The organism is Clostridium cibarium (genome assembly GCF_014836335.1).
In the GTDB taxonomy this organism is placed as follows: domain Bacteria; phylum Bacillota; class Clostridia; order Clostridiales; family Clostridiaceae; genus Clostridium; species Clostridium cibarium.
Window position 1 is genome coordinate 1 of sequence record NZ_JACSRA010000046.1, and the last position, 21362, is coordinate 21362.

Here is a 21362-nt window from a genome sequence, read left to right on the forward strand (position 1 = left end):
TGGGGGTATAGCTCAGTTGGGAGAGCACCTGCCTTGCACGCAGGGGGTCAAGAGTTCGAATCTCTTTATCTCCACCAATAAGAAAAGCTATGAATTTTAATTCATAGCTTTTTATTTATATACTTTGTTTTTTAAAAGTATTTATCGCAAAAAGAGAATAAAATATAGAATATTTTTATCAACTTAATGAATATTAATATATATTATGGAGATAAATGTAGTAATTTAACTATTAATAATTATGTACATTGTATTGTAAATTTTATATAATTTATAATGAAAAAGAAAGTGTATTTTAAGATATTATAACATTTAATTCATATAGGACATTTGTGTATAAGAATAATTGTCTTAAAGGATGGAGAGTGTTTTCGTGCGTAAGATAGAAGATTTAGAGAAAAAACTAAAAGAACTAAAACTAGAGAAGAGACAAATTTTACTAGCAGGAAAAAATACAGATATAATAAATAGTAAAATAAGAGAGATTGAATTAAAATTGAAAAGTGAAGATAATAATTAAATTTATAAATGTAATAAAATTATATATACAAGCATATAAAATTCATAGGATATTAAAACATACTATTTTTAATTAATATGAAGGAGTGCTGGTAAATGATACGAACAGTAGTATGCCAAAAAGAAGGCTGTTGTGGAAATAAGTTTTATATTGAGACTATAGATAATAATTTACAGGTTACATGTAAGGATTGTGGTAGTAAGTATTTATTTGATATAAGTTATTATGATTTTATTATGCTTTCTAGTTGTTCATCATGCAGTAATGATATGTTTAAACTATTTAAAGATGTAGAGAAAGAAGGCATTTATGCAAAGTGTACTGAATGTGGAGCTCCTCCAGAAAAAGTATATGTAGACTCTGATGGGATACAAGTATCATATGAAGCAAAATTATTACATGATATTAAGGAATTAATGTATCAGGTTGAACAAAGGGTATGTAACTTGGAGTTAAAGATAGAGGATATGGAAAGAGGACAAGATGTTTTAGAAGAATCTTTAGCCTATATAAACAAGTATATTATACAACAACGATAAAGTGTATGTTTATGAAAACTATATGATAAATAGTATATAATTAAATATACTAATATAGCTAGGAGAATAAGATGAAAATGAGAAAAAAAGAGATAACTAGATGGACTTTATTTATGCTATGGATAACGGTAATATTTATAATGTCTCAATTGCCAGGCGATAAATCAAGTGAACAAAGTCAGTTGGTAGTTAAATTATTTTCTATTATAGGATTAGATTTAAATGGGTACTTTGGTGAAATGGGGACGCTAATAGTTAGAAAGGGAGCTCACTTTACTGAATACTTAATTTTATTTATATTAACTTATAGAGTGCTAATATTATATATGGAAAAAAACATGTCAAGATTATTGGCTATAGTATTTGTGTTTTTATATGCATGTTCAGATGAGTTTCATCAGTCTTTTATAATTGGAAGAACTGCAGCATTTACGGATGTTTTAATTGATACTTCAGGTGGAATATTTGCTTGCATTGTAGGAAATATAATTAGCAAAGTGAAAAAGAAGGATGTTTTATAGGTTGTAATTAATAGATATATAGAAAAACTAGTCTAAGATAAGGAAGCTATCTTAGACTAGTTTTTTAGGTCAGAAACATGAATAGTTCTGTAATTATATCTATTGATTGAAGTTACTATTTGTTGCAGTGGTGAACTGGAGGAATAATCCACTTTGACACCAAAGTTTTCCTTACTAAAATTAATGAAGTTAAGTTCCTTGTATGGATGATAAAATAAACTTGCTAATTCTCCAGGGGTAGGATGAGCAAGGCCTTTTTCTATAGAGGAAACATCCAAATTATCAACGTACCCAAGAGGTGTTGGAATAAATAAGTTATTATTTTCTCTTTGTATCTTGTGAAAAGTTAAAATACTATTTGGCTCATATAAGTATTGGAAATATTCCTTGATTACCTCTTTTTGTTTTGATGTAGCTTTGTAATGTGGACTTTCAAAAAACGTACAAGGTATATTTAATGCACTAGCAGTATCAATAGCATTTTCTAAAACAGAGCGAGTAGCTTCTTCGCTGGAGTTATATTTATGAGATAGTTCTATTCCACTAATACTTGTATTATTTCCAGCTTGATGAGAATAGCCATGAAGACCAACTTGTCCACCATGATTAATTAAATAATCTAATGTGTTTATAAATCCAACATTCTCTATAGAGATATTAGATAATAAATCATTATCTATATTATTAGATGGAGATTTATATCTAGGGACCCATGCAATATGATATTTGATACCCTGAGAGTTTAAGTAGTTACCTATTATCTTAAATTTCATTTGTCCAGATTCACTTAGCAATACACTTTCTGCTGAAAAGTCTTCAAGTCTAATGAGAGCTACTTTACCATCAGTTAATTCATTTTCACTTTTATTTGAATTAGATAATGGTGTTAGTAGGGAGATAACTTTATTATTCATATCGAAGTCAGCTACTAAGTTAAATATATATTCTATGTCAGAGATAGATATATACTCTTTATTTTCATAAAAAATTAGATTTCCCCTTAAGGAATATGATTGTCCGTTTATAATACAATCTGTATTGGAAAGAATATAATTCATATTATCCTTAGTTAATATAAATTCAGAATTATTCTTTACTAAAGAAAAACCTAAAACAGTACAAATTGATTTAAGTGGGATATAATATCGTTGAGCTTTTTCTAATACTTTAATATTATTTACAGGATTTCCCAATAAATTAATACTAGTTTGTGAAATTTCTGTTACAGGCATACTAGAAAAGCTAAGTTTTGGGGCATAGCAACTTTTGAAAGTGTCGTCGGGAAGGTTGTTCCATTGTACTTTATTATCTTTTACAGTGACAAATTCCTGAAAAAAATTAAAATAGAATAATACGCCATATGAAATAAGTACAATTGCTAAGCTTGAAATAAATACAAGTAAGCATTTTTTAAGTTTTCTCATTTTAATCCTCCAAGTAAGTTAATATTTGTATTAATTATATCATATACTTAGGCTTATATAATTATATTTGAAAAATTAAGAAAGACACTAGGGAATATTAATAAATTCTTTAGAAAACAAGTAAAAAAAAGTTATAAATAATGATATAATGATTATTAGTATTTGCAAAATTAGATAATGGAGGAATTTCTTAATGGAATTTAAAAAAATGATTAAGGATAATAATAAGTACAAAAAGTTATTCTATTTTATATTTGTTGTAATAGCAGCTATAATAATTACTTTTGTATTATTTAAATATCCACAACAAGGAGTTGCAGACCAAGGGGATTTTGACAGAGTTATGACATCTTCAGGACTTTCATTATTAGATTCTGATAAAGATAATTCGGACTTTGTAAGATTTTATGATTATACAGTTACCAATTATAAAATTTCGTGGAATATTATATCTATTCTTCTTACCATAATTGGGTCAAGTATTGGGTATTTGATATTTAGTATTTCTGCTATTTGTAAGTTGCTTGGAAGTGACGTATTTAAAACTCAGTATTTGGCTATAGCATATAGTATTATATATATTGCGGGATTAACGTTGTTATTAAAAAATCTTAAAATAAAAAGTAAATTGAAGTTATTTTTATTAAGTATCATATTTTTATTTATTTTTTTAGATGGGAATTATTTGATATGGTTTAATAGTTTATATGGAGAACCTATGATGATTACCACTTGTATTATGTTTATAGTCTCATTTCTTAATTACGTAAATTATAAATATGGCAAAAAAGATGATACTAGGCTTGTACGGAACATAGTGTATGTATTCATAGCAGCATTTCTATTTTTAGGATCTAAGATGCAAGTTCTCACAGCATTACCTTTTATAGCGGTATTATTAGGAAAGATACTATGGGATAATAGAAACAGTATCAAAAAGAAAACATTAATTAAATTGGGAGTGTTTTTTGCCATAGTTGTTATTTATCCAGTGCAATTAAATAAAACAAATGGAAATATAAGCAAGGATACTCAGTATAATTCTGTTTTCTTTGGTGTTTTAAATGGATCAGAAACTCCAGAGCAAGATTTAATTGATATGGGATTAAACCCAGAGATGGCAGTAGAGGCTGGAAAACATTCATATTTAGATTCAAGTGAATACGAAAAATATGTTCCTAGAGCAGACGTAACAGAGAGTGAATTTTATAGCAAGATGAGTAATGGAAAATTAGCAAAGTTTTATTTAACTCATCCTAAAAGGCTTATTGAAGGAATGGAGTATACAGCAAGTAAAGCTTATATAACTAGTACTTCCCTTGGAAAATGCTCAAGAGAGGATAGTGAGGAGTCTATAAAAGAGCTTAACAGATTTACAGTTTGGTCTACTTTTAGAGAAAATCACTTGCCAGCTAAGTTATGGTTCATAATTGGGGTATATCTATCCATATTTGCAGTTTCTTTATGTACCTTTATAAAAAACAGAAGTAATGGAGAAGTTAGAAATAAAATAATTTTATTGTGGGCTATTATGCTTATAGGAGCAATTCAATTTCCAATGCCTTTTGTAGGAAATGGAAAGGCGGATACTGCAAAGCAATTGTTTCTATTCAATTTCATTTTTGATATAATGTTAGTTACATTTGTTAGTTGGATTTGTTTTAGCGTTATAGATTTATTTAAGAATAAGTTAATAATAAAAAGGTAAGGAAGTATTATTAATGGCGATAAAAAATTACAAAGACTTTGTTAAAAGAGTGTACAAAAAACTAATAGAATTAAAGAGTAAATTATTGAAAACAAGTATGAGTAAATTACGATTAATTAATGTTATAAGTTTAACTATAAAAACCGTTATATTCTTAGCATTAATTCAAGTAGGAACAGCAGATATAATAAAACCTATTAATATAAATATTAAATTTACTTTTGTGTATCTGGCATTTATATTGTTATTCTATTCAATTGGGTATGTTTTTTCGAAAAATAAACAGATAGTTTTTCAGGTTATATTTAACTTATTATATAGTATATTACTAATCGCTGATTTATGGTATTTTAGAGCAAATAATTATTTATTAGGTTTAAAAAATATACTATATAGTGGAACTTTCAATCCCTTGGGCAAGTCGTTATATAATTTTAAAGGTATAGATATAATTTTCTTTGTAGATATAATCTTAATGTTATTATGGATTATTATTGGAAAAGTAAGATGTTCAGAATTAAGAAGTTTTGGTAAGTTTAGTTTTACAATAAGATATTCAATAATTATGATCTTAATTTCATATATAGCATTAGATGTATTTGGTATAAGTGATTGGGATGCTAAAATTGTAAAGGCTGGTTGGAATGTGTCTATGTCAACCAAGGCGGCAGGTCCAGTTGGGTATCATCTTGTAGAAATTGGCAAAACTATAAATAAGAAAATTAATGATATAACTAGCAAAGATGATAAACAGATAGATAATTGGATTGAGGAAAATCAAGAAAATATGAAACCTAATGAATATAGTGGGATAGCTAAGGGGAAAAATGTAATCATTGTTCAAATTGAGTCTCTAGAGAACTTTGTAATAAATAGAACTGTAAATGGAAAAGAGATTACCCCGTTTTTAAATAAGTTAACCAAGGAAGGGTTATATTTTAATAATTTTTATGAGCAGAATAATGCAGGCAATAGTATTGATTGTGACTTTATGGTGAATACATCAGTTTTTCCTTTAGGAGATAAAATAACAGCTTTAAATTATGGAGAAAATAGTTATTTGAGCTCTTTGCCAAGTATATTAAATAGAAATGGATATACCACTATAAGCACACATGCAGAGGAGTCAGGAGAATTTAATTGGACAGAACTACATAAAAATGGGTTTGGAGTTAAGAAAATTTGGAATATCAATGATTATAGATATGAAGAAACTGTTGGGTATGGGCTGTCTGATAGAAGTCTTTTGAGTCAGATCTCTCAAAAGCTATCAAGTGAAAAAGAACCTTTCTTTTTACAAGTGCCTACTTTGTCTAGCCATGGGCCATTTAATATAAGTAGTGAGTATAGAGAATTAAATCTTCCAAAAGAAATTGATGAAAGTTATTTAGGTGGATATTTTGAAAGTGTGCATTATATGGATAAGCAACTTCAAATGTTCTTTGACCAATTGGAAAAGGAAGGATTACTTGATAATAGTATGATAGTTATGTATGGTGATCATACAGGTGTACATAAATATTATAATGATGATATTCAAAAGCTAAGTTATGATGGGGATTGGTGGAAAGAAGTAGACAATAAGATTCCACTTGTTATTTATTCAAAAGGAATGACTCCAAAACTTGTTGAAGCTCATGGAGGACAAGTTGATTTATTGCCTACAATTAGTTATCTTATTGGGATGGAAGAAAAAGAGTATAAATATACTTCTATGGGAAGAGTTTTAGTTAATACTAATAGAGATGCTACAATAATAAAGGGGAATAAAATAGTTGGAAACGTAAAAAATGAAAATGATAAGGAACATCTACTTAATTCATACAATATAGGAGAAAAAATAATAAAAAATAATTATTTTTCGAGAAACTAGTTGTATGAAATTAGATTAGTGCGGAGGTAGAGTAATGAAAGAAACATTGTATTTAGTTATACCATGTTATAATGAAGAGGCTGTATTAAATGAAACAGCAAAGAGGTTATTAGCAAAGATTAATTCTATGATAGAAATAGACATAATAAAGGATGATAGCAAAATACTATTTGTGAATGATGGGTCAAAAGATAAAACTTGGAGCATAATAGAAACACTACATAATGAGAACAAGATATTCAGTGGAGTAAATCTATCAAGAAATAAGGGACATCAAAATGCATTGTTAGCTGGGCTTATGACAGCTAAAGATTATGCAGATATGACAATATCCTTAGATGCAGATTTGCAAGATGATATAGATGTAATTGATAAATTTGTTGAAGAGTACTATAACGGAAGTGATGTAGTTTATGGAGTTCGTTCTTCTAGGGCCACAGATACTTTCTTCAAAAGAACTACTGCTTTGGGATTTTATAAATTTATGAATGTACTTGGAGCTGATGTTATGTATAATCATGCCGATTATAGATTAATGAGTAAAAGAGCTTTAGATGGATTAAACCAATTTAGAGAAGTAAATTTGTTCTTAAGAGGGTTAGTGCCTTTGATAGGATATAAATATTCAGTAGTTGAGTATGAACGTCATGAAAGATTTGCTGGAGAATCAAAATATCCATTAAAAAAGATGATTGCTTTTGCGTTAGACGGAATAACTTCGCTTAGTATAAAGCCAATAAGAATTATAACTGGATTAGGTTTTTTTATATTTACTATAAGTTTTGTAGCATTAATTTATTCTATAATCGTTAAATTAATTGGAAAGGCAAGTATAGGGTGGACTTCATTGACTGTATCAATATGGATGATTGGTGGAATACAACTTTTATCTCTTGGAGTAATTGGAGAATATGTAGGTAAGATATACAATGAAACTAAACAAAGACCAAGGTTTATAATAGCAGATAAGCTAATTGATAATGACAAAAAAGACAGATAGGTGAAAGTTAATGAACAACTTTATAGATAAGGCAAAAAAAATATTTTTCTCAAAAGAATTTATTAGTTTTGTTGTGATAGGAATAATAAATACTTTTAATGGAGTAGTATTTTCTTATATTTACTCTAGTTTTTTTAATGAAAATCTAGCATTTGTATTTGGTTATATATCAGGACTTGTAATATCATATTTACTTAATAGTTTGATTACATTTAAAGAAAAACTTAAATTTAAAAAATTTATAAAGTTTGCTATTTCTTATATACCAAACTTTGTAATTCAAAATATTGTTGTAGTAATAGTATTTAATATTATGGGAATATATAAGTTGGTGGCTTATGGGCTGGCGGCTGCTATAGGAGTGCCTGTTACATTTGTGTTAATGAAATTATTTGCATTTAAAAAGGCTAACTAATTAGGTTATCTAAATTAGAATCTAAGTTCTAATTTAGATAACCTTTTATTTATAGATAAATTAGCATTTTAATATTAGTATATGGAAGAATGAAAAGTATTCAGAAAATTTAGAAAATTAGAAGGTATAATGTGAAAAAAAACGAATATATACATATAGCTACTTAGATGTTTTTAATTTTTATGAAGGACTATTTTATTATAGTACAACATAAAAATTAGAATGGTACAGTTTTGATTTATAACATATAGAAAATTTATTAAAAATGTTATGGAAGGTAGGTGAAGCCAAACATTAGGCAGTTTTAATGTTTTGGTGCAGATATGAAAGATTATTGTATTAATAATTTAAGAAATGTGGGGCTAATAGGACATAGCTCTGCAGGAAAAACTTCATTAACAGAATCATTACTTTTTTATTCGAAAACAGTTGATAGATTAGGTTCTATAGAAGAAGGAACTACAATATCTGATTTTGATCAAGAAGAAAAAAAGAGAAAAATCTCTTTATCAGCATCTATAGTTCCATTAGAGTGGGAAAAAGTAAAGATAAATTTAGTTGATATTCCAGGATATTTTGACTTCGTAGGAGAAAGTATAGAAGCTATGAGAGCTGTTGATGTAGCTACAATAGTAGTATGTGGAGTAACTGGAGTTCAAGTTGGAACAGAAAAAGCTTGGGATTATTGTAAAAAAATTAAATTACCAAGAACCTTTTTTATAAATAAATTAGATAGAGAAAATTCAAATTACGATAAGGTGCTTGCAGAATTAAAAGAAAGGTTTGGAATAAGCGTTGTTCCTATTCAATATCCAATAGGAAAAGAAGATGAATTCATAGGAGTTATAAATGTTATTACTAAAAGAGCACGTATATACAATCCAAAAACAAAAAAGATGGAAACAAGTGAGGTTCCTGAAAATTTAATAGACAAAGTAGAAGAGTGTAAGAAAATGATTACCGAAGCAGTTGCTGAGACAGATGAAGTATTGCTAGATAAGTATTTTAATGAAGGAGAGCTTTCAGATATAGAAATTTATGAAGGCTTAATTAATGGATGTGCATCTGGGGATATTGCACCAGTAATGTGTGGGTCGGCAACTAAGGTAATTGGAATGAATACTTTATTAGAGGATATAGTGGAATGTTTTCCGTCTCCTAAATATGCAATTAGACAAAAAGCAATAGATTTAGTGAAAAATGAAGAGGTATATATAAAATTGGAAGAAGATAAACCTTTTTCTGCGTTAGTATTTAAGACTATAGCAGACCCTTTTGTGGGTAAGATATCATTGTTTAGAGTAATTACGGGAGAGTTGTCTGGAGATATAAGCGTCATTAATACCACAAAAGATAAAATGGAAAAGTTATCGCATGTATTTTTCATGAGAGGAAAAAATCAAATAGCAACAGATAAGGTTGTAGCAGGAGATATAGGTGCAATTTCAAAATTACAGTATACATCTACTGGAGATACTTTGTGTGATTTAAGTTATAAAGTTAGATATGACAAGATGAATTTTCCGGAACCTGTAATGTCAATGGCTGTTCTGCCAAAAGCCAAAGGTGATGAGGATAAGATATCAATAGCATTAAATAAGTTGCTAGATGAAGATCCTATATTTACAGTTGCTAGAGATATAGAAAATGCTGAAACAATAATTTCTGGGTTAGGAGAAACTCATTTAGATGTAATAGCAAGTAAGCTTAAAAATAAATTTGGAGTAGATGTCATTTTAAGAGATCCTAAAGTTCCATATAGAGAAACTATAAAAGGAAGTGCAGATGTACAAGGAAAGCATAAGAAACAATCAGGAGGACATGGACAATATGGTGATGTAAAGATTCTTTTTGAAGCAAGAAAAGATGAAGAAAGCGATCTTGAATTTGTAGATAAAGTTGTAGGTGGAGTAGTTCCAAGAAACTTTATACCAGCGGTAGAAAAAGGGCTCAGAGATTGTATAAGACATGGTGTATTAGCTGGCTACCCTGTTATTGGGATTAGAGCAACTTTACATGATGGTTCATATCATCCAGTTGATTCTTCAGAAATGGCATTTAAGATAGCAGCATCTATAGCATATAAAAAAGGATTACAAGAAGCAAATCCAATTATTTTAGAGCCTATTATGTATGTGGAAATAATAATTCCAGATGAATATATGGGGGATGTTATAGGTGATTTAAATAAGAAACGAGGAAGAGTTTTAGGAATGGAACCAGAAGGTGATTTACAAAAACTAGTTGCAGAAGTTCCTATGGCTGAAATGTTTAAATATGCAACTGATTTAAGATCTATAACTCAGGCAAGAGGAGATTTCAGTATGAAACTCGAAAAATATGAAGAAGTTCCACCTGCTGAAGCTTTAAGGATAATAGAGAATAGTAAAGAAATGAAAGAATTAAAAAATGAAGCTTAGATAAAAATGGAGGACATATTTTTATGTCCTCCATCTTTAATTAATATGAATAGAAGAAGAAAGCATGGATAAAATAAATATGAATGATTTATAAAATTAAAACATAGATATATATATTGATTAAGAAAAATAGTAATTATGGTGATTATAGGAGGACTAAGATGTCAGATTACAAGATGGATATTAGAGGTGAAATAGGGTTAAGTGAATATAGCAATATTCATGATTATCTTGGAGTAGTAGATAACAATGATAGTTTTACCATAACATTAGATAATAGTGATGAACATGAAATCAATATTATTAATTCTATGTTAAAGGATAACAGTTTCTATATAATTAGTGAGGGATATGATAGTTTAGGAATTTATTATATAACAGCATATAAAGCCAAATAAAGTTGTAAAATTAACTCTTTTTTGTTAAGATTAAAATTAAGATGTAAACATTTATAAATTATTCGGGAGGGTTTATATGAAAAAGTATGTAATAGGGATAGACTTAGGGGGAACGAAAATAAGTACAGCCTTAGCTACATTTGATGGGGAATTAGTAGAAAATGTGGTTGTTCCGACTAAAGCTGAGGAAGGAGAAATTCCTGTTCTAAATAGGATAATAGGGACAATAGAAGAGGTTTTAGAAAAAGCTAGAGTAACAACAGATGAGGTAGAATCTATAGGTATAGGCTCACCTGGACCATTGGATGCAGTTACAGGAGTAATTATTACTACTCCAAATCTTCCATTTAAAAATTACAATGTAGTAAAGCCTTTAATGGAAAGATTTGATATACCTGTATATTTAGATAATGATGCAAATGTAGCAGCCATTGGAGAATTTATGTTTGGAGCAGGTAAAGGTAAAAAGAATATTGTATATTTTACAGTAAGCACTGGTGTTGGTGGTGGAGCTGTATTAAATGGCAATATTTACAGAGGAAATACATGCAATGCATTGGAAATTGGACATACAACAGTAGCTCCTAATGGACCAAGATGTAATTGTGGTAATATAGGTTGTTTGGAGGCTGTATCATCAGGAACTGCAATTGGTAAAAGAGGAAAAGAAGCTGTTGCAACAAATGTTGAAACATCATTAAAACAATATGAGAATGTAACATCATATGAAGTGTTTAAGGAAGCTGAAAAAGGGGACGAAGTGTCAAAAGACATAGTAGAAGAAGCTTTGAATTATCTTGGAATTGGTGTAGCAAATTCTGTAGCTATATTTGATCCAGAGATGGTTATTATAGGTGGCGGTGTAGCACAAGTAGGAGACATACTATTTAATAAGGTAAGAGAAGTTGTAAACAAAAGATGCTTTAAAAACATGGCGGAATCATGTGAAATAGCTCCAGCAGGATTAGGAAGTAATGCAGGAGTTGTTGGTGCTGTGGCATTGGCTATCTTAGAAAGTAAAAATAATAATTAATTTTTTAAATAAAAGCTTGAAAATAATTGAAGAGTTATTTTCAAGCTTTTATTCTATTATAGAAGTAAAAATATATGAATAAATCATATATAGATTACATATGTTATGAGTGTAGGAATTAAATTCTTCTTCTCATACATATTGAAGCTTAAATATGACAAAAAAATTTATTGTTTTACTACACGTGATACTATAGTGAGAGGAAGAATTTATTATATATACGCTATTCCTAAGTAATTAGGAATAGCCCATATACTGAATTTTTAAGGGAGCTTTGCTCCCTTAAATTAATTTTAAGTATGATATAATAAATATATACAAAAAGTGCTAAATGGAGGGATGATATGAAAGCAGAAATAATTGCGGTAGGGACAGAAATATTATTGGGCGATATTGTAAATACTAACGCTCAATTTTTATCTAAAGAGCTGGCATCTATAGGGATAGGGGTGTATAGGCAAGAAGTAGTTGGTGATAATCAAGCAAGGCTTATTGAAGCGATAGATGAGGCATTAAAAAGAAGTGATATAGTTATTACTACAGGAGGATTAGGGCCTACTGGTGATGATTTAACTAAAGAAACTGTATGCAAGTATTTTGAAATGGAATTAGAATTACATAAAGAATCATATGAGACCTTGTTATCCATATTCAAGAGAGCTGGAAAAGAAGTTACAGAAAGTAATTTAAAACAAGTTTATTTTCCAAGGAATGCTAAGGTGCTTGCAAATCCTAATGGGACTGCGCCAGGAGCTATATTTGAGAAAAATAATAAGATAATAGTTATTTTGCCAGGGCCTCCAAAAGAAATGAAGCCTATGTACCTTAACCATGTTAAAAAGTTTCTTATTCCAATGGGAAATGGTATTATTAAATCTGAAGTAGTTAGAGTTTTAGGATTAGGAGAAAGTTTTGCTGCAGAAAAACTAAAAGATATAATAGATTCAGGAGTAAATCCTACTGTAGCACCATATGCAAAAGAAGAAGATGTAATATTTAGAATAACAGCAAGTGGCAAAGATGGGAATGAGGCTTTAGATTTGATAAAACCTGTTAAGGAAGCTATCAAAGAAAAATTAGGAATTGATTGTTATGCTGAAGGGGAAAATACTAAACTTGAAGAAGTTATAGGAGATTTGCTTATTAATAAAGGACTAACAATTTCTACAGCAGAATCTTGTACAGGAGGAATGATAGCTAGTAGGCTTATAAATTATCCAGGCATATCACAAGCTTTTCTAGAAGGAGCGGTAACATATTCTAATGAAGCTAAAGTAAGAACATTAGGGGTTAGTCAAGATACATTAAAAAGATATGGAGCAGTAAGTGAAGAAACTGCAAAGGAAATGGCGTTAGGACTTTCAAAAAGGACAGGATCGGATATATCTATAGTTACAACAGGAATAGCTGGGCCAGGGGGTGGAACAGAAGAAAAACCAGTTGGATTAGTATATATAGGAGTGTACTATAAAGGCCAGATAAGAGTATATAGACAAGTATTCAATGGTAATAGAGAAGAAGTCAGAAATAAAGCAACTATTACTGCATTAGATAAGGTTAGAAGAACTATATTGCAAGATAATATAGTTTAATATAAGAATCAATCCCCCTTATAAACTAAGAGGGATTGAAACGTATATAAATAAAATGGGGGAGAGGCGATTATAAAAGCATCTCGCTTCATTAATAATTATTTCCTTACAATGAAATAATTATACATGGTAATTGAAATAAGGAGGATGATTAATGAAAAAGTTATATAAAAGTAATATATATTTTATGCTAATTTTAATAGGATCTATTATTATACCTTATGGGTTAAGATATATATATTATTTTTTAGGTGTTAGAGATACAAAGATTATGCTACTTGGGAATCATATTATTTTATTCTTTATACCTGCTATAATATATTTAATTGTAACAAAAAGCAATGTGAAGGAGACACTTAGGTTAAATAAGTTATATCTAAAGGATGCGGGATTAATAGTTGTAATAGCATTAATTGCATGGCCTTTAATGACATGTGTTTCAATAATAGGCTCACTATTCACTAAAAATAACTTAGCTGAATATATGACGTCAATATCATCAACACCATATATAATTATGGTATTATTATTTGGAGTTATGCCAGCTATTACTGAAGAAATTAATCTTAGAGGAATTATTTTATCTGGTTATGATGGACAAACTAAATTTAAAGCTGCTTTAATGACAGGTTTATTATTCGGGATATTTCATTTAGATTTACATCAATTTTTGTATGCAACAGCTTTAGGTTTTATCATGGCATATGTAGTAAGAGTAACTAATAGCATATTTTCGTCAATGTTAATACATTTTATAATAAATACCTTATCAACGACCTTGCAAAAGGTAAATTTTGTTTATAATAGTGAAGCATTAAAAGCAGCTAATGATGTAGATGCGACTAAGATGTCTTTAGATAATAAGTTTGCTACAATACAGGTCGCTGTAGTTATAGGCATTTGTCTTGCAGGGTTAATATATAAATTAATAAAGAAGTTAGAAGAAATAAATAGTATACGAAATTTTGAATTAGGAGTTACACAAACAAGAGATGTTGCAATTGAGCAAAAAGAGAACATTATTAATTTACCTTTTATGGGGATAATTGTAGTATATGTAATAGCAATGATATTTTTTAGATAAGTAGGAATCTACCTTAAATAGTAAGAAACTATTTAGGGTAGATTTAATGCTTTAGAGTGGAATGTTTTAATACTATATATAGTACTAAAACATTATAAATCAAAAGAAGAATACTTGGGTTAATTAGACATTATGTACATTGTGTATTAAAATTATATAAGGGGATCTAATTTTATGTGGGCTAAATTCTAAAGTGATAATTGGGAGGAGAAAATGGAAGATAGAATTTCTGAGAATCAAACAATTAATGAACTGTATAATGTTTCTCCATATTTTGATGTTATTTTTGATAACGAGATATCAATGGCAATAACTGATAAGGAAAAATATTTATACTCAAAATACTGTGATGAACTAGTTTTAGGAGCAAACAAAGGAGATTTAATACCTAAAGAAGGTGCTGTAAGTGATGCTTTGATAAGTGGAAAAACAATAGTAAAAGTGGTTCCAGAGCATGTTTATGGGGTACCTTTTAAATCATATGCAATTCCAATAAAAGAAGGTAATGAAGTTGTTGGAGTTTTTGTAGTTGGGAAGAGTTTAGCTAAGAAAAATGAAGTAACAAATATTGCAAGCAATTTAGCAGATTCATTATCTCAAATATCAATTGGAATTAATGAAGTTGCCTTAGGGGTACAGCAATTAGCTACAATGAATGAAGAGGTACTAGGGCAAAGTAAGGAAGCCAATGATAGGGCAAAGGATACTGATGAAGTAGTTAATTTTATACAAGGGGTATCTTCGCAGACAAATTTATTAGGACTAAATGCAGCAATAGAAGCAGCTAGAGCAGGAGAAAATGGTAAAGGGTTCAACGTAGTTGCGCAAGAAATAAGAAAATTGTCTAATTCATCATCAGAATCTATTAAGAAAATAGATTCTGTAATAAAAAATATTTCTGTGTCGATTCAAAATATAACAGATAAATTAACATCGGCAAATGAAGTTTCTCAAAGTCAATCGGCAGCGTTAGAACAAATAACAGCATCTATAACTGAATTAAATTCAACTTCAAAATTGCTAGAGGAATTATCTGAGAAATTATAATATTTGTGAGAAGTACAGAAGCATTTATAGCTTCTGTACTTTTTTGCTTTTTGTATTGTTTTATAAGTAGGTAAGTGCTTTATTTAAAACTTCAGCAATATCGTCATTAATAATTAAGTCAGCTTTATTATCAGCAGAAGTTGTACTCTTATTTATAAGAATTAGATTTTTCCCTCTAAAGTAATCAATAAGTCCTGCAGCAGGATAAACAACAAGTGAAGTTCCACCAATAATTAAGGTGTCGGCTTGAGATATAGCTCTTACAGCACCAGTAATAACATCATTGTCTAATCCTTCTTCATAAAGAACTACATCAGGTTTAACTTTTCCACCGCATTTAGGGCAAGTAGGTATACCTTTTGATTCTAAAATAAATTTCTCATCATAAAAAGCATTACAATCCATACAGTAATTTCTGAGAACAGATCCATGTAATTCATAAACTTTTTTAGAACCAGCTGCTTGATGTAAACCATCAATGTTTTGAGTAACTACAGCCTTAAGTTTACCCATTTCTTCTAGTTTAGCTAAAGCTATATGACATCCATTAGGTTTTGCATTTGGATAAATCAATTTATCTTTATAGAACTTAAAAAATTCTTCTGGATATCTTATGAAGAAAGTATGTGAGACTAATTGCTCAGGAGTAAAATTTATCTTAAGTTTTTCGTTCCATAAACCGCTTGAGCTTCTAAAGTCTGGTATGCCTGAAGATGTGCTTACACCTGCTCCACCGAAGAATACTATATTGCTACTTTCTCTAAGTATTTGAGCTAACTTTTCTATTTCATTACTCATAAAATCATCTCCGTTTTTATTTTATATTTTTATTATTGCATAAATAAAAGTAAAAATAAAACATATAAATAAAAATGCCTCTGAATCTCTATATGTTTCTTTCCGTTCTTTCATAGTTTATGGAATAGATAAAACTGTAACATTTTGATTGAATTTATTAATATTTTATAGACAAACAATATAATTTTCGTTAAAGTTATGGCAATATTATTGTATTATAACAAATTTAGGAATAAACTACATAAAACAGGGTAGGAAATAATATCGAGAGGTGAAAAATAATGAAGTATTATATTAAAGAACATCAAGAAAATTTTTGGAAACTACTTAAAGAAAATGCACTTAGGAGAGAAGATGAAGTGTGTTTTAATTTCTATGAATATACTAGAGATGAAAAGCGTGAAGTTAAGTTAACAAGAGCTGATTTAGTTGAAAAGTCAGCAGCTATAGCGGCTACAATAAAAGAAAGAGGAGCAAAAAAAGGAGATAGGGTAGTAATTTTTTCTACACAGACAGCAGATAATATTTTAGCTGCGGTAGGATCAATGCTAGCAGGAACAATATTTACTATTATTCCACCACCAACAGATTCCAATAAAATGATGAGATTTACATCAGTGGTGGAGTCTTGTAATCCTAAATTTATATTATGTGGTAATGAACTAAAAGAGGAAGTTAGTGAGATTTTAGAAAAATTAAAAAAAGATAAAAAGGGTATAGAAGCATTTCAAGAACTCAAAATAATTGATGTAGAAAAATGTAATGATAATAAGAACTTTATACCAGAAGAAATATCATTAGATGATATTGTATATATTCAATATTCATCAGGATCTACTAGTGCACCAAAAGGTGTTATGATATCATATGGAAATTTATTAAGTGCAATAAATTCAAGTTTCGAACAAATAGAACTAAAAAGATTATTTGGATGGGTACCATTCTTTCATAATTTAGGACTTGTATTTTTAATTTTTACATCTGTTGTTAATGGTGGTATTTGTACAGGGATAATGTCACCAAGTGCATTTTTAGAAAAACCATCTAGATGGTTTGAAGGATTGAGCGAATTTAAAGCAGATAGTACTCTAGCGCCAAATTCAGTTTATGAATCTTATCCAAAGTTGGTACCTGCAACCAGGTTGAAAGGAATCGATTTATCTAATTTAAAAGCATTTTTAAACGGCTCTGAGATAGTTAATTATTCAACTATGAAGAGATTTGCTGATGAATATAAGGATTTTGGTGTTAATATAGAAAAATTTATAATAGGATATGGACTTGCAGAAGCTACTTGTGGGGTATGTGGAAATACAAATTATAGCGAAGATGAAAGGATAGATATTGATCTTGATGAATATCAGGCAGGTAGGTTAGTATTAGCAAGTGATAATACTAAAAATGAAATTGAATTTATAGGAAACGGTGAAGCTATAAAATATGTAGATATAAAGGTTGTAAATCCTACAACTCTAAAAGAATGTGAAGAAGATGAATTTGGAGAGTTATGGGTACAAGGACCTTGTATTGCTCAAGGATATTATAAAAACGAAATTGCAACAAGAGAGACATTTGATGGGAAATTGGAAGGGTATAGCGGAAAATTTCTTCGAACAGGAGATTTAGGTATTATAAAAAATAAGAAAGTTTATGTTACAGGACGTATAAAAGAACTTATAATAATTAATGGAAATAATATATTGCCAAATGATATTGTAGTAAAATTAAAGGAAAAAATATCTGAGTTAAATTATGCTACTATAGTTCCATTTTCAATAGTAAAGGAAGACAAGGAAAGATTGATAATTGTCTCAGAAATGTCAGAGAAAGATATAAAAAGTTATGACTTAGAGGAAGTAACTAATAAAATAAATGCATGTGTACTAGAATATTTTGAAGTATCACCTTATGAAGTTGAATTTGTAAGAAGAGGAGTTCTTCCAAGAGCTGATAATGGAAAAATATCAATAATGAAATCTGCTAGCTTATATAAAGAATGTAAGTTAGAATTAATAGACTTAGGTAAAAAAGTTAACTCCATTAATAACAATGAACCTATAGAATATGGTACAGAAACAGAAAAGGCATTAGGAAATATAATTAATAAAGAATTTTCATATAAGGCTGGATCTAATGATAACTTATTAAATCTAGGAATGGATTCTCTACAAGTATTAGGCCTTACGACCAATATAGAGAATATGTTTTCTGTAAGCATTCCAATATCGTTTATATTTGACAATCCTACAATAGAAAAGATTGGACAGTATATCGATAAAGTTCTTAATGGAGAAGATGTTGGTCAATTAGAGAAAGATAAGAGCTATTTATATGATGAAGTTAAATTGGATGAAAGTATTTATGCTAAGAAATATGAAGATACCAACCCTCCTATGCAGAATATATTCATAACTGGAACCACTGGATTTGTAGGGGCATATTTGATTAATACATTATTAACAGAAACTAAAGCTAAATTATACTGCCATGTAAGGGCTAAAAATGATGAAGATGGATTAAGAAGATTAAAAGAGAATATGGAGTATTATAACTTGTGGAAAGATGAATATAGAGAATATGTCATTCCAGTAATAGGATCTCTAGATAAACCATTATTAGGAATAGAAGAAGAAAGATATAAATATCTTAGTGAAATTGTAGATACGGTGTATCATAATGGAGCAATATTAAATTTTATATATCCATATGAAAGATTAAAAGATACTAATGTGTTAGGAACAGTGAGAACTATTGCTTTTGCATGTGAAGGAAAACAAAAATATTATAATTATGTATCTTCTTATAGTGTTTTTGATAATTCATGTTATTTTGAAAAGAGTGTATCTGAAGATGATCCACTTGCAAATTGTACAGGTTATTATCTATCATATAGTGAAAGTAAGTGGGTAGCAGAAAATATAATACATCTCGCAAGAGAAAGAGGTTTAAGAGCAGCAATATATAGACCAGGAGAGATAACAGGAGCTAATGATACTGGTATATGGAAGTATAGTGATTCAGTTAGTAGAACAATTAAAGCTATGATTCAAACAAAGACATATCCAGATGTAGATATGAAGATGCACATGACTCAAGTGGATTATATAGCTGAGGCTATAGTAAATATTTCAAAACAAGGCCAAGCGTATGGAAAAGCTTATAACTTATTAAATAGTGTTCACTTACCTATTAGAGAGTTAGGAAAAATTATAAATGAGTGTGGTTATGAAACTAGGCCTATTGATTATGCTACTTGGAAAGAAAATTTGTTTAATTCAGGAAGTGAACATCCTTTGAAGTTATTAGAATCTCTTTTCAAAATAGTAAAAAAGAATGCAAGTGAGAATTTTGAGAGTAGATATGGAGAAATGGCAGCAACTTTACAAACTACGAATACTGAAAATGCTTTAAAGGGAACTAATATTAGCTGTGAACCAATGGATGCAGAGATAATTAAAAAGTATTTAAAGAATTTTGTTTAATATATAATAGTAATTATGGAGCTAGATAAAGGTTTCTAGTTCCATGATTACTATATAAATAATTTAGTTAATATATATTATTAGTTACAGTAAAAAACGGAGAAGTTAGATAAATAATGTTTGACATAGGGGAATTTTGTAGTTATAATACTACTTGTATCTAGTGATAATGGCGTAGAGGAAACACTCCTTTCCATTCCGAACAGGAAAGTTAAGCTCTACAGCGCTGATGGTACTGCATGGGAGACTGTGTGGGAGAGTAAGACGTTGCCAGGTAATGTGGCTCGATAGCTCAGTCGGTAGAGCAGAGGACTGAAAATCCTCGTGTCCCTGGTTCGATTCCTGGTCGAGCCACCAGAAAAAAAGCACTAACATTTGTTAGTGCTTTTTTTTATACATTTTCAATTTGCCAATCGATTGTAGGAATGTTTAAGGAATTCAAAATATTATTAGTTTGAGAAAATGGTTTACTACCCAAAAAACCTCTAGAAGCTGAAAGAGGACTAGGATGAACAGATTCTAGAATATAGTGTTTCTTATTAGTAATTATTTTTTTCTTACTTATAGCATTGTTGCCCCATAATATAAACACAATTGGGGTATCTCTTTCATTTAGTACAGATATAACTTTGTCTGTAAACACTTCCCAACCCTTACCTTTATGAGAATTAGCGTTGCCTGCTTGAACAGTAAGAACGGTATTTAAAAGTAAAACTCCTTGGTCTGCCCATTTCTTTAAGTAACCATTATTAGGGATATAGCAACCTACATCATTATGTAGTTCTTTGAATATATTTTTTAGAGATGGAGGAATAGCTATACCAGGTTTAACTGAAAAACTCAATCCGTGGGCTTGATTTGGACCATGATATGGATCCTGACCTAATATTACAACTTTAACATCATTATAGTCAGTATAATGTAGCGCGTTAAAAATATCATACATATCTGGATAAATAGTTTTAGTCTTATATTCCTCAACTAAGAAGTTATGCAATTTAATATAGTAGTCTTTTTCAAATTCATCTTTTAAAAATTCATTCCAAGTGTTTTTTAATATTTGTTTCATATACATCACCTATGTTTAGTATACCATAAAATCAATATAATAATTTGCATATATAATTGGCTTAGAATTATATGAAGATTCATAGTATAAAGAATATTCATAAAAAGTAAAAAAACTGATCCTAGCATATCAATATATGAAATACTTTATATATTTAAGCAAATTTGATTATTTAAGTGGTAAAACTGAAATTTGTAGAATTATGTATACTGAATAAGTTAAGTATGTGGTAAGATTAGTTTCGTTGTCGAGGCAAAAACAAAACAGCTGAAGTAGTGAAAAATAAAACGAAAAAAGTTGTTGACAAGGATTTGCTGAGGTGATAAGATAAGAAAGTCGCTTGAGGGCGACAAACAAAATGGTCTTTGAAAATTGAACAGATATAAAATAAGTTAAAAACCAGCAATTCTTTTAGAGTAAGTTTTTTGAGTAGATTAAA

Annotated in this window: 17 protein-coding genes, 2 tRNA genes and 1 rRNA gene; 17 read left to right on the top strand and 3 right to left on the bottom strand. The window is 29.2% G+C overall.

Going from position 1 to position 21362, the window contains the following annotated elements:
• Position 1: 1 nt before the first annotated feature.
• The 4 genes from H9661_RS18500 to H9661_RS18515 all read left to right on the top strand — a co-directional run bounded on the left by H9661_RS18500 (position 2) and on the right by H9661_RS18515 (position 1580).
• A tRNA-Ala gene (locus tag H9661_RS18500) sits at positions 2–77 on the top strand.
• 296 nt (positions 78–373) lie between these two features.
• Positions 374–520: a hypothetical protein gene (locus tag H9661_RS18505; RefSeq protein ID WP_185966910.1), complete on the top strand. Its 147-nt coding sequence runs from the start codon at positions 374–376 to the stop codon at positions 518–520.
• A 95-nt stretch (positions 521–615) separates the two neighbouring features.
• The gene (locus H9661_RS18510) at positions 616–1059 is read left to right on the top strand and encodes a hypothetical protein (RefSeq protein ID WP_143318520.1); all 444 of its coding nucleotides are present in this window, start codon (positions 616–618) and stop codon (positions 1057–1059) included.
• A 71-nt stretch (positions 1060–1130) separates the two neighbouring features.
• Positions 1131–1580, top strand: coding sequence for a VanZ family protein (locus tag H9661_RS18515; RefSeq protein WP_143318521.1), 450 nt, complete (start codon positions 1131–1133; stop codon positions 1578–1580).
• Between the two features lie 56 nt (positions 1581–1636).
• Here the strand turns inward: H9661_RS18515 and H9661_RS18520 are convergent, their stop codons facing one another.
• Positions 1637–3004, bottom strand: coding sequence for a DUF2334 domain-containing protein (locus tag H9661_RS18520; RefSeq protein WP_191770280.1), 1368 nt, complete (start codon positions 3002–3004; stop codon positions 1637–1639).
• A gap of 193 nt (positions 3005–3197) precedes the next feature.
• On the opposite strand from H9661_RS18520, the gene wsfD reads away from it, so the two are divergent.
• The 10 genes from wsfD to H9661_RS18570 all read left to right on the top strand — a co-directional run bounded on the left by wsfD (position 3198) and on the right by H9661_RS18570 (position 15574).
• Positions 3198–4712 carry a glycan biosynthesis hexose transferase WsfD gene (wsfD, locus tag H9661_RS18525; protein ID WP_185966909.1) on the top strand — a complete coding sequence of 505 codons (1515 nt, stop codon included), beginning with the start codon at positions 3198–3200 and terminating at the stop codon, positions 4710–4712.
• A 13-nt stretch (positions 4713–4725) separates the two neighbouring features.
• Positions 4726–6585, top strand: coding sequence for an LTA synthase family protein (locus H9661_RS18530; RefSeq protein ID WP_143318523.1), 1860 nt, complete (start codon positions 4726–4728; stop codon positions 6583–6585).
• Between the two features lie 34 nt (positions 6586–6619).
• A complete protein-coding gene (locus H9661_RS18535) occupies positions 6620–7585 on the top strand; it encodes a glycosyltransferase family 2 protein (protein WP_143318524.1) in 966 nt (321 codons plus the stop codon).
• A 10-nt stretch (positions 7586–7595) separates the two neighbouring features.
• On the top strand, positions 7596–8000 hold the full coding sequence (locus H9661_RS18540; RefSeq protein WP_143318525.1) for a GtrA family protein: 405 nt from the start codon (positions 7596–7598) through the stop codon (positions 7998–8000).
• A 323-nt stretch (positions 8001–8323) separates the two neighbouring features.
• Positions 8324–10420 (top strand): elongation factor G, encoded by a 2097-nt coding sequence (gene fusA, locus H9661_RS18545; RefSeq protein WP_143318526.1) that lies wholly within the window; start codon positions 8324–8326, stop codon positions 10418–10420.
• 161 nt (positions 10421–10581) lie between these two features.
• A complete protein-coding gene (locus H9661_RS18550; RefSeq protein ID WP_143318527.1) occupies positions 10582–10818 on the top strand; it encodes a hypothetical protein in 237 nt (78 codons plus the stop codon).
• Positions 10819–10894: 76 nt separating this feature from the next.
• A complete protein-coding gene (locus tag H9661_RS18555) occupies positions 10895–11851 on the top strand; it encodes an ROK family protein (RefSeq protein ID WP_143318528.1) in 957 nt (318 codons plus the stop codon).
• A 344-nt stretch (positions 11852–12195) separates the two neighbouring features.
• Positions 12196–13443 (top strand): competence/damage-inducible protein A, encoded by a 1248-nt coding sequence (locus tag H9661_RS18560; protein ID WP_191770282.1) that lies wholly within the window; start codon positions 12196–12198, stop codon positions 13441–13443.
• Between the two features lie 154 nt (positions 13444–13597).
• Complete coding sequence (locus tag H9661_RS18565; RefSeq protein WP_143318530.1) at positions 13598–14527, top strand: CPBP family intramembrane glutamic endopeptidase; 930 nt, start codon at positions 13598–13600, stop codon at positions 14525–14527.
• A gap of 213 nt (positions 14528–14740) precedes the next feature.
• Complete coding sequence (locus H9661_RS18570) at positions 14741–15574, top strand: methyl-accepting chemotaxis protein (protein WP_143318531.1); 834 nt, start codon at positions 14741–14743, stop codon at positions 15572–15574.
• 60 nt (positions 15575–15634) lie between these two features.
• Here the strand turns inward: H9661_RS18570 and H9661_RS18575 are convergent, their stop codons facing one another.
• Positions 15635–16372 (bottom strand): NAD-dependent protein deacylase, encoded by a 738-nt coding sequence (locus H9661_RS18575; protein WP_143318532.1) that lies wholly within the window; start codon positions 16370–16372, stop codon positions 15635–15637.
• Between the two features lie 281 nt (positions 16373–16653).
• On the opposite strand from H9661_RS18575, the gene H9661_RS18580 reads away from it, so the two are divergent.
• The 3 genes from H9661_RS18580 to H9661_RS18590 all read left to right on the top strand — a co-directional run bounded on the left by H9661_RS18580 (position 16654) and on the right by H9661_RS18590 (position 20211).
• Entirely contained in the window at positions 16654–19854 is a 3201-nt protein-coding gene (locus tag H9661_RS18580; RefSeq protein ID WP_143318533.1) for a thioester reductase domain-containing protein, read from the top strand.
• A 159-nt stretch (positions 19855–20013) separates the two neighbouring features.
• A 5S ribosomal RNA gene (gene rrf / locus H9661_RS18585) occupies positions 20014–20130 on the top strand.
• A 5-nt stretch (positions 20131–20135) separates the two neighbouring features.
• A tRNA-Phe gene (locus H9661_RS18590) sits at positions 20136–20211 on the top strand.
• Positions 20212–20245: 34 nt separating this feature from the next.
• On the opposite strand, the gene H9661_RS18595 is transcribed toward H9661_RS18590, so the two are convergent.
• Positions 20246–20923, bottom strand: coding sequence for a uracil-DNA glycosylase (locus tag H9661_RS18595; protein WP_143318534.1), 678 nt, complete (start codon positions 20921–20923; stop codon positions 20246–20248).
• Between the last annotated feature and the right edge of the window lie 439 nt (positions 20924–21362).

Excerpts from the sequence above, each read along its gene's own strand:
- H9661_RS18510 (WP_143318520.1), top strand. The coding sequence starts at position 616 with ATGATACGAACAGTAGTATGCCAAAAAGAAGGCTGTTGTGGAAATAAG.
- H9661_RS18515 (WP_143318521.1), top strand. The coding sequence starts at position 1,131 with ATGAAAATGAGAAAAAAAGAGATAACTAGATGGACTTTATTTATGCTA.
- H9661_RS18520 (WP_191770280.1), bottom strand. The coding sequence starts at position 3,004 with ATGAGAAAACTTAAAAAATGCTTACTTGTATTTATTTCAAGCTTAGCA.
- wsfD (WP_185966909.1), top strand. The coding sequence starts at position 3,198 with ATGGAATTTAAAAAAATGATTAAGGATAATAATAAGTACAAAAAGTTA.
- H9661_RS18530 (WP_143318523.1), top strand. The coding sequence starts at position 4,726 with ATGGCGATAAAAAATTACAAAGACTTTGTTAAAAGAGTGTACAAAAAA.
- H9661_RS18535 (WP_143318524.1), top strand. The coding sequence starts at position 6,620 with ATGAAAGAAACATTGTATTTAGTTATACCATGTTATAATGAAGAGGCT.
- H9661_RS18540 (WP_143318525.1), top strand. The coding sequence starts at position 7,596 with ATGAACAACTTTATAGATAAGGCAAAAAAAATATTTTTCTCAAAAGAA.
- fusA (WP_143318526.1), top strand. The coding sequence starts at position 8,324 with ATGAAAGATTATTGTATTAATAATTTAAGAAATGTGGGGCTAATAGGA.
- H9661_RS18550 (WP_143318527.1), top strand. The coding sequence starts at position 10,582 with ATGTCAGATTACAAGATGGATATTAGAGGTGAAATAGGGTTAAGTGAA.
- H9661_RS18555 (WP_143318528.1), top strand. The coding sequence starts at position 10,895 with ATGAAAAAGTATGTAATAGGGATAGACTTAGGGGGAACGAAAATAAGT.
- H9661_RS18560 (WP_191770282.1), top strand. The coding sequence starts at position 12,196 with ATGAAAGCAGAAATAATTGCGGTAGGGACAGAAATATTATTGGGCGAT.
- H9661_RS18565 (WP_143318530.1), top strand. The coding sequence starts at position 13,598 with ATGAAAAAGTTATATAAAAGTAATATATATTTTATGCTAATTTTAATA.
- H9661_RS18570 (WP_143318531.1), top strand. The coding sequence starts at position 14,741 with ATGGAAGATAGAATTTCTGAGAATCAAACAATTAATGAACTGTATAAT.
- H9661_RS18575 (WP_143318532.1), bottom strand. The coding sequence starts at position 16,372 with ATGAGTAATGAAATAGAAAAGTTAGCTCAAATACTTAGAGAAAGTAGC.
- H9661_RS18580 (WP_143318533.1), top strand. The coding sequence starts at position 16,654 with ATGAAGTATTATATTAAAGAACATCAAGAAAATTTTTGGAAACTACTT.
- H9661_RS18595 (WP_143318534.1), bottom strand. The coding sequence starts at position 20,923 with ATGAAACAAATATTAAAAAACACTTGGAATGAATTTTTAAAAGATGAA.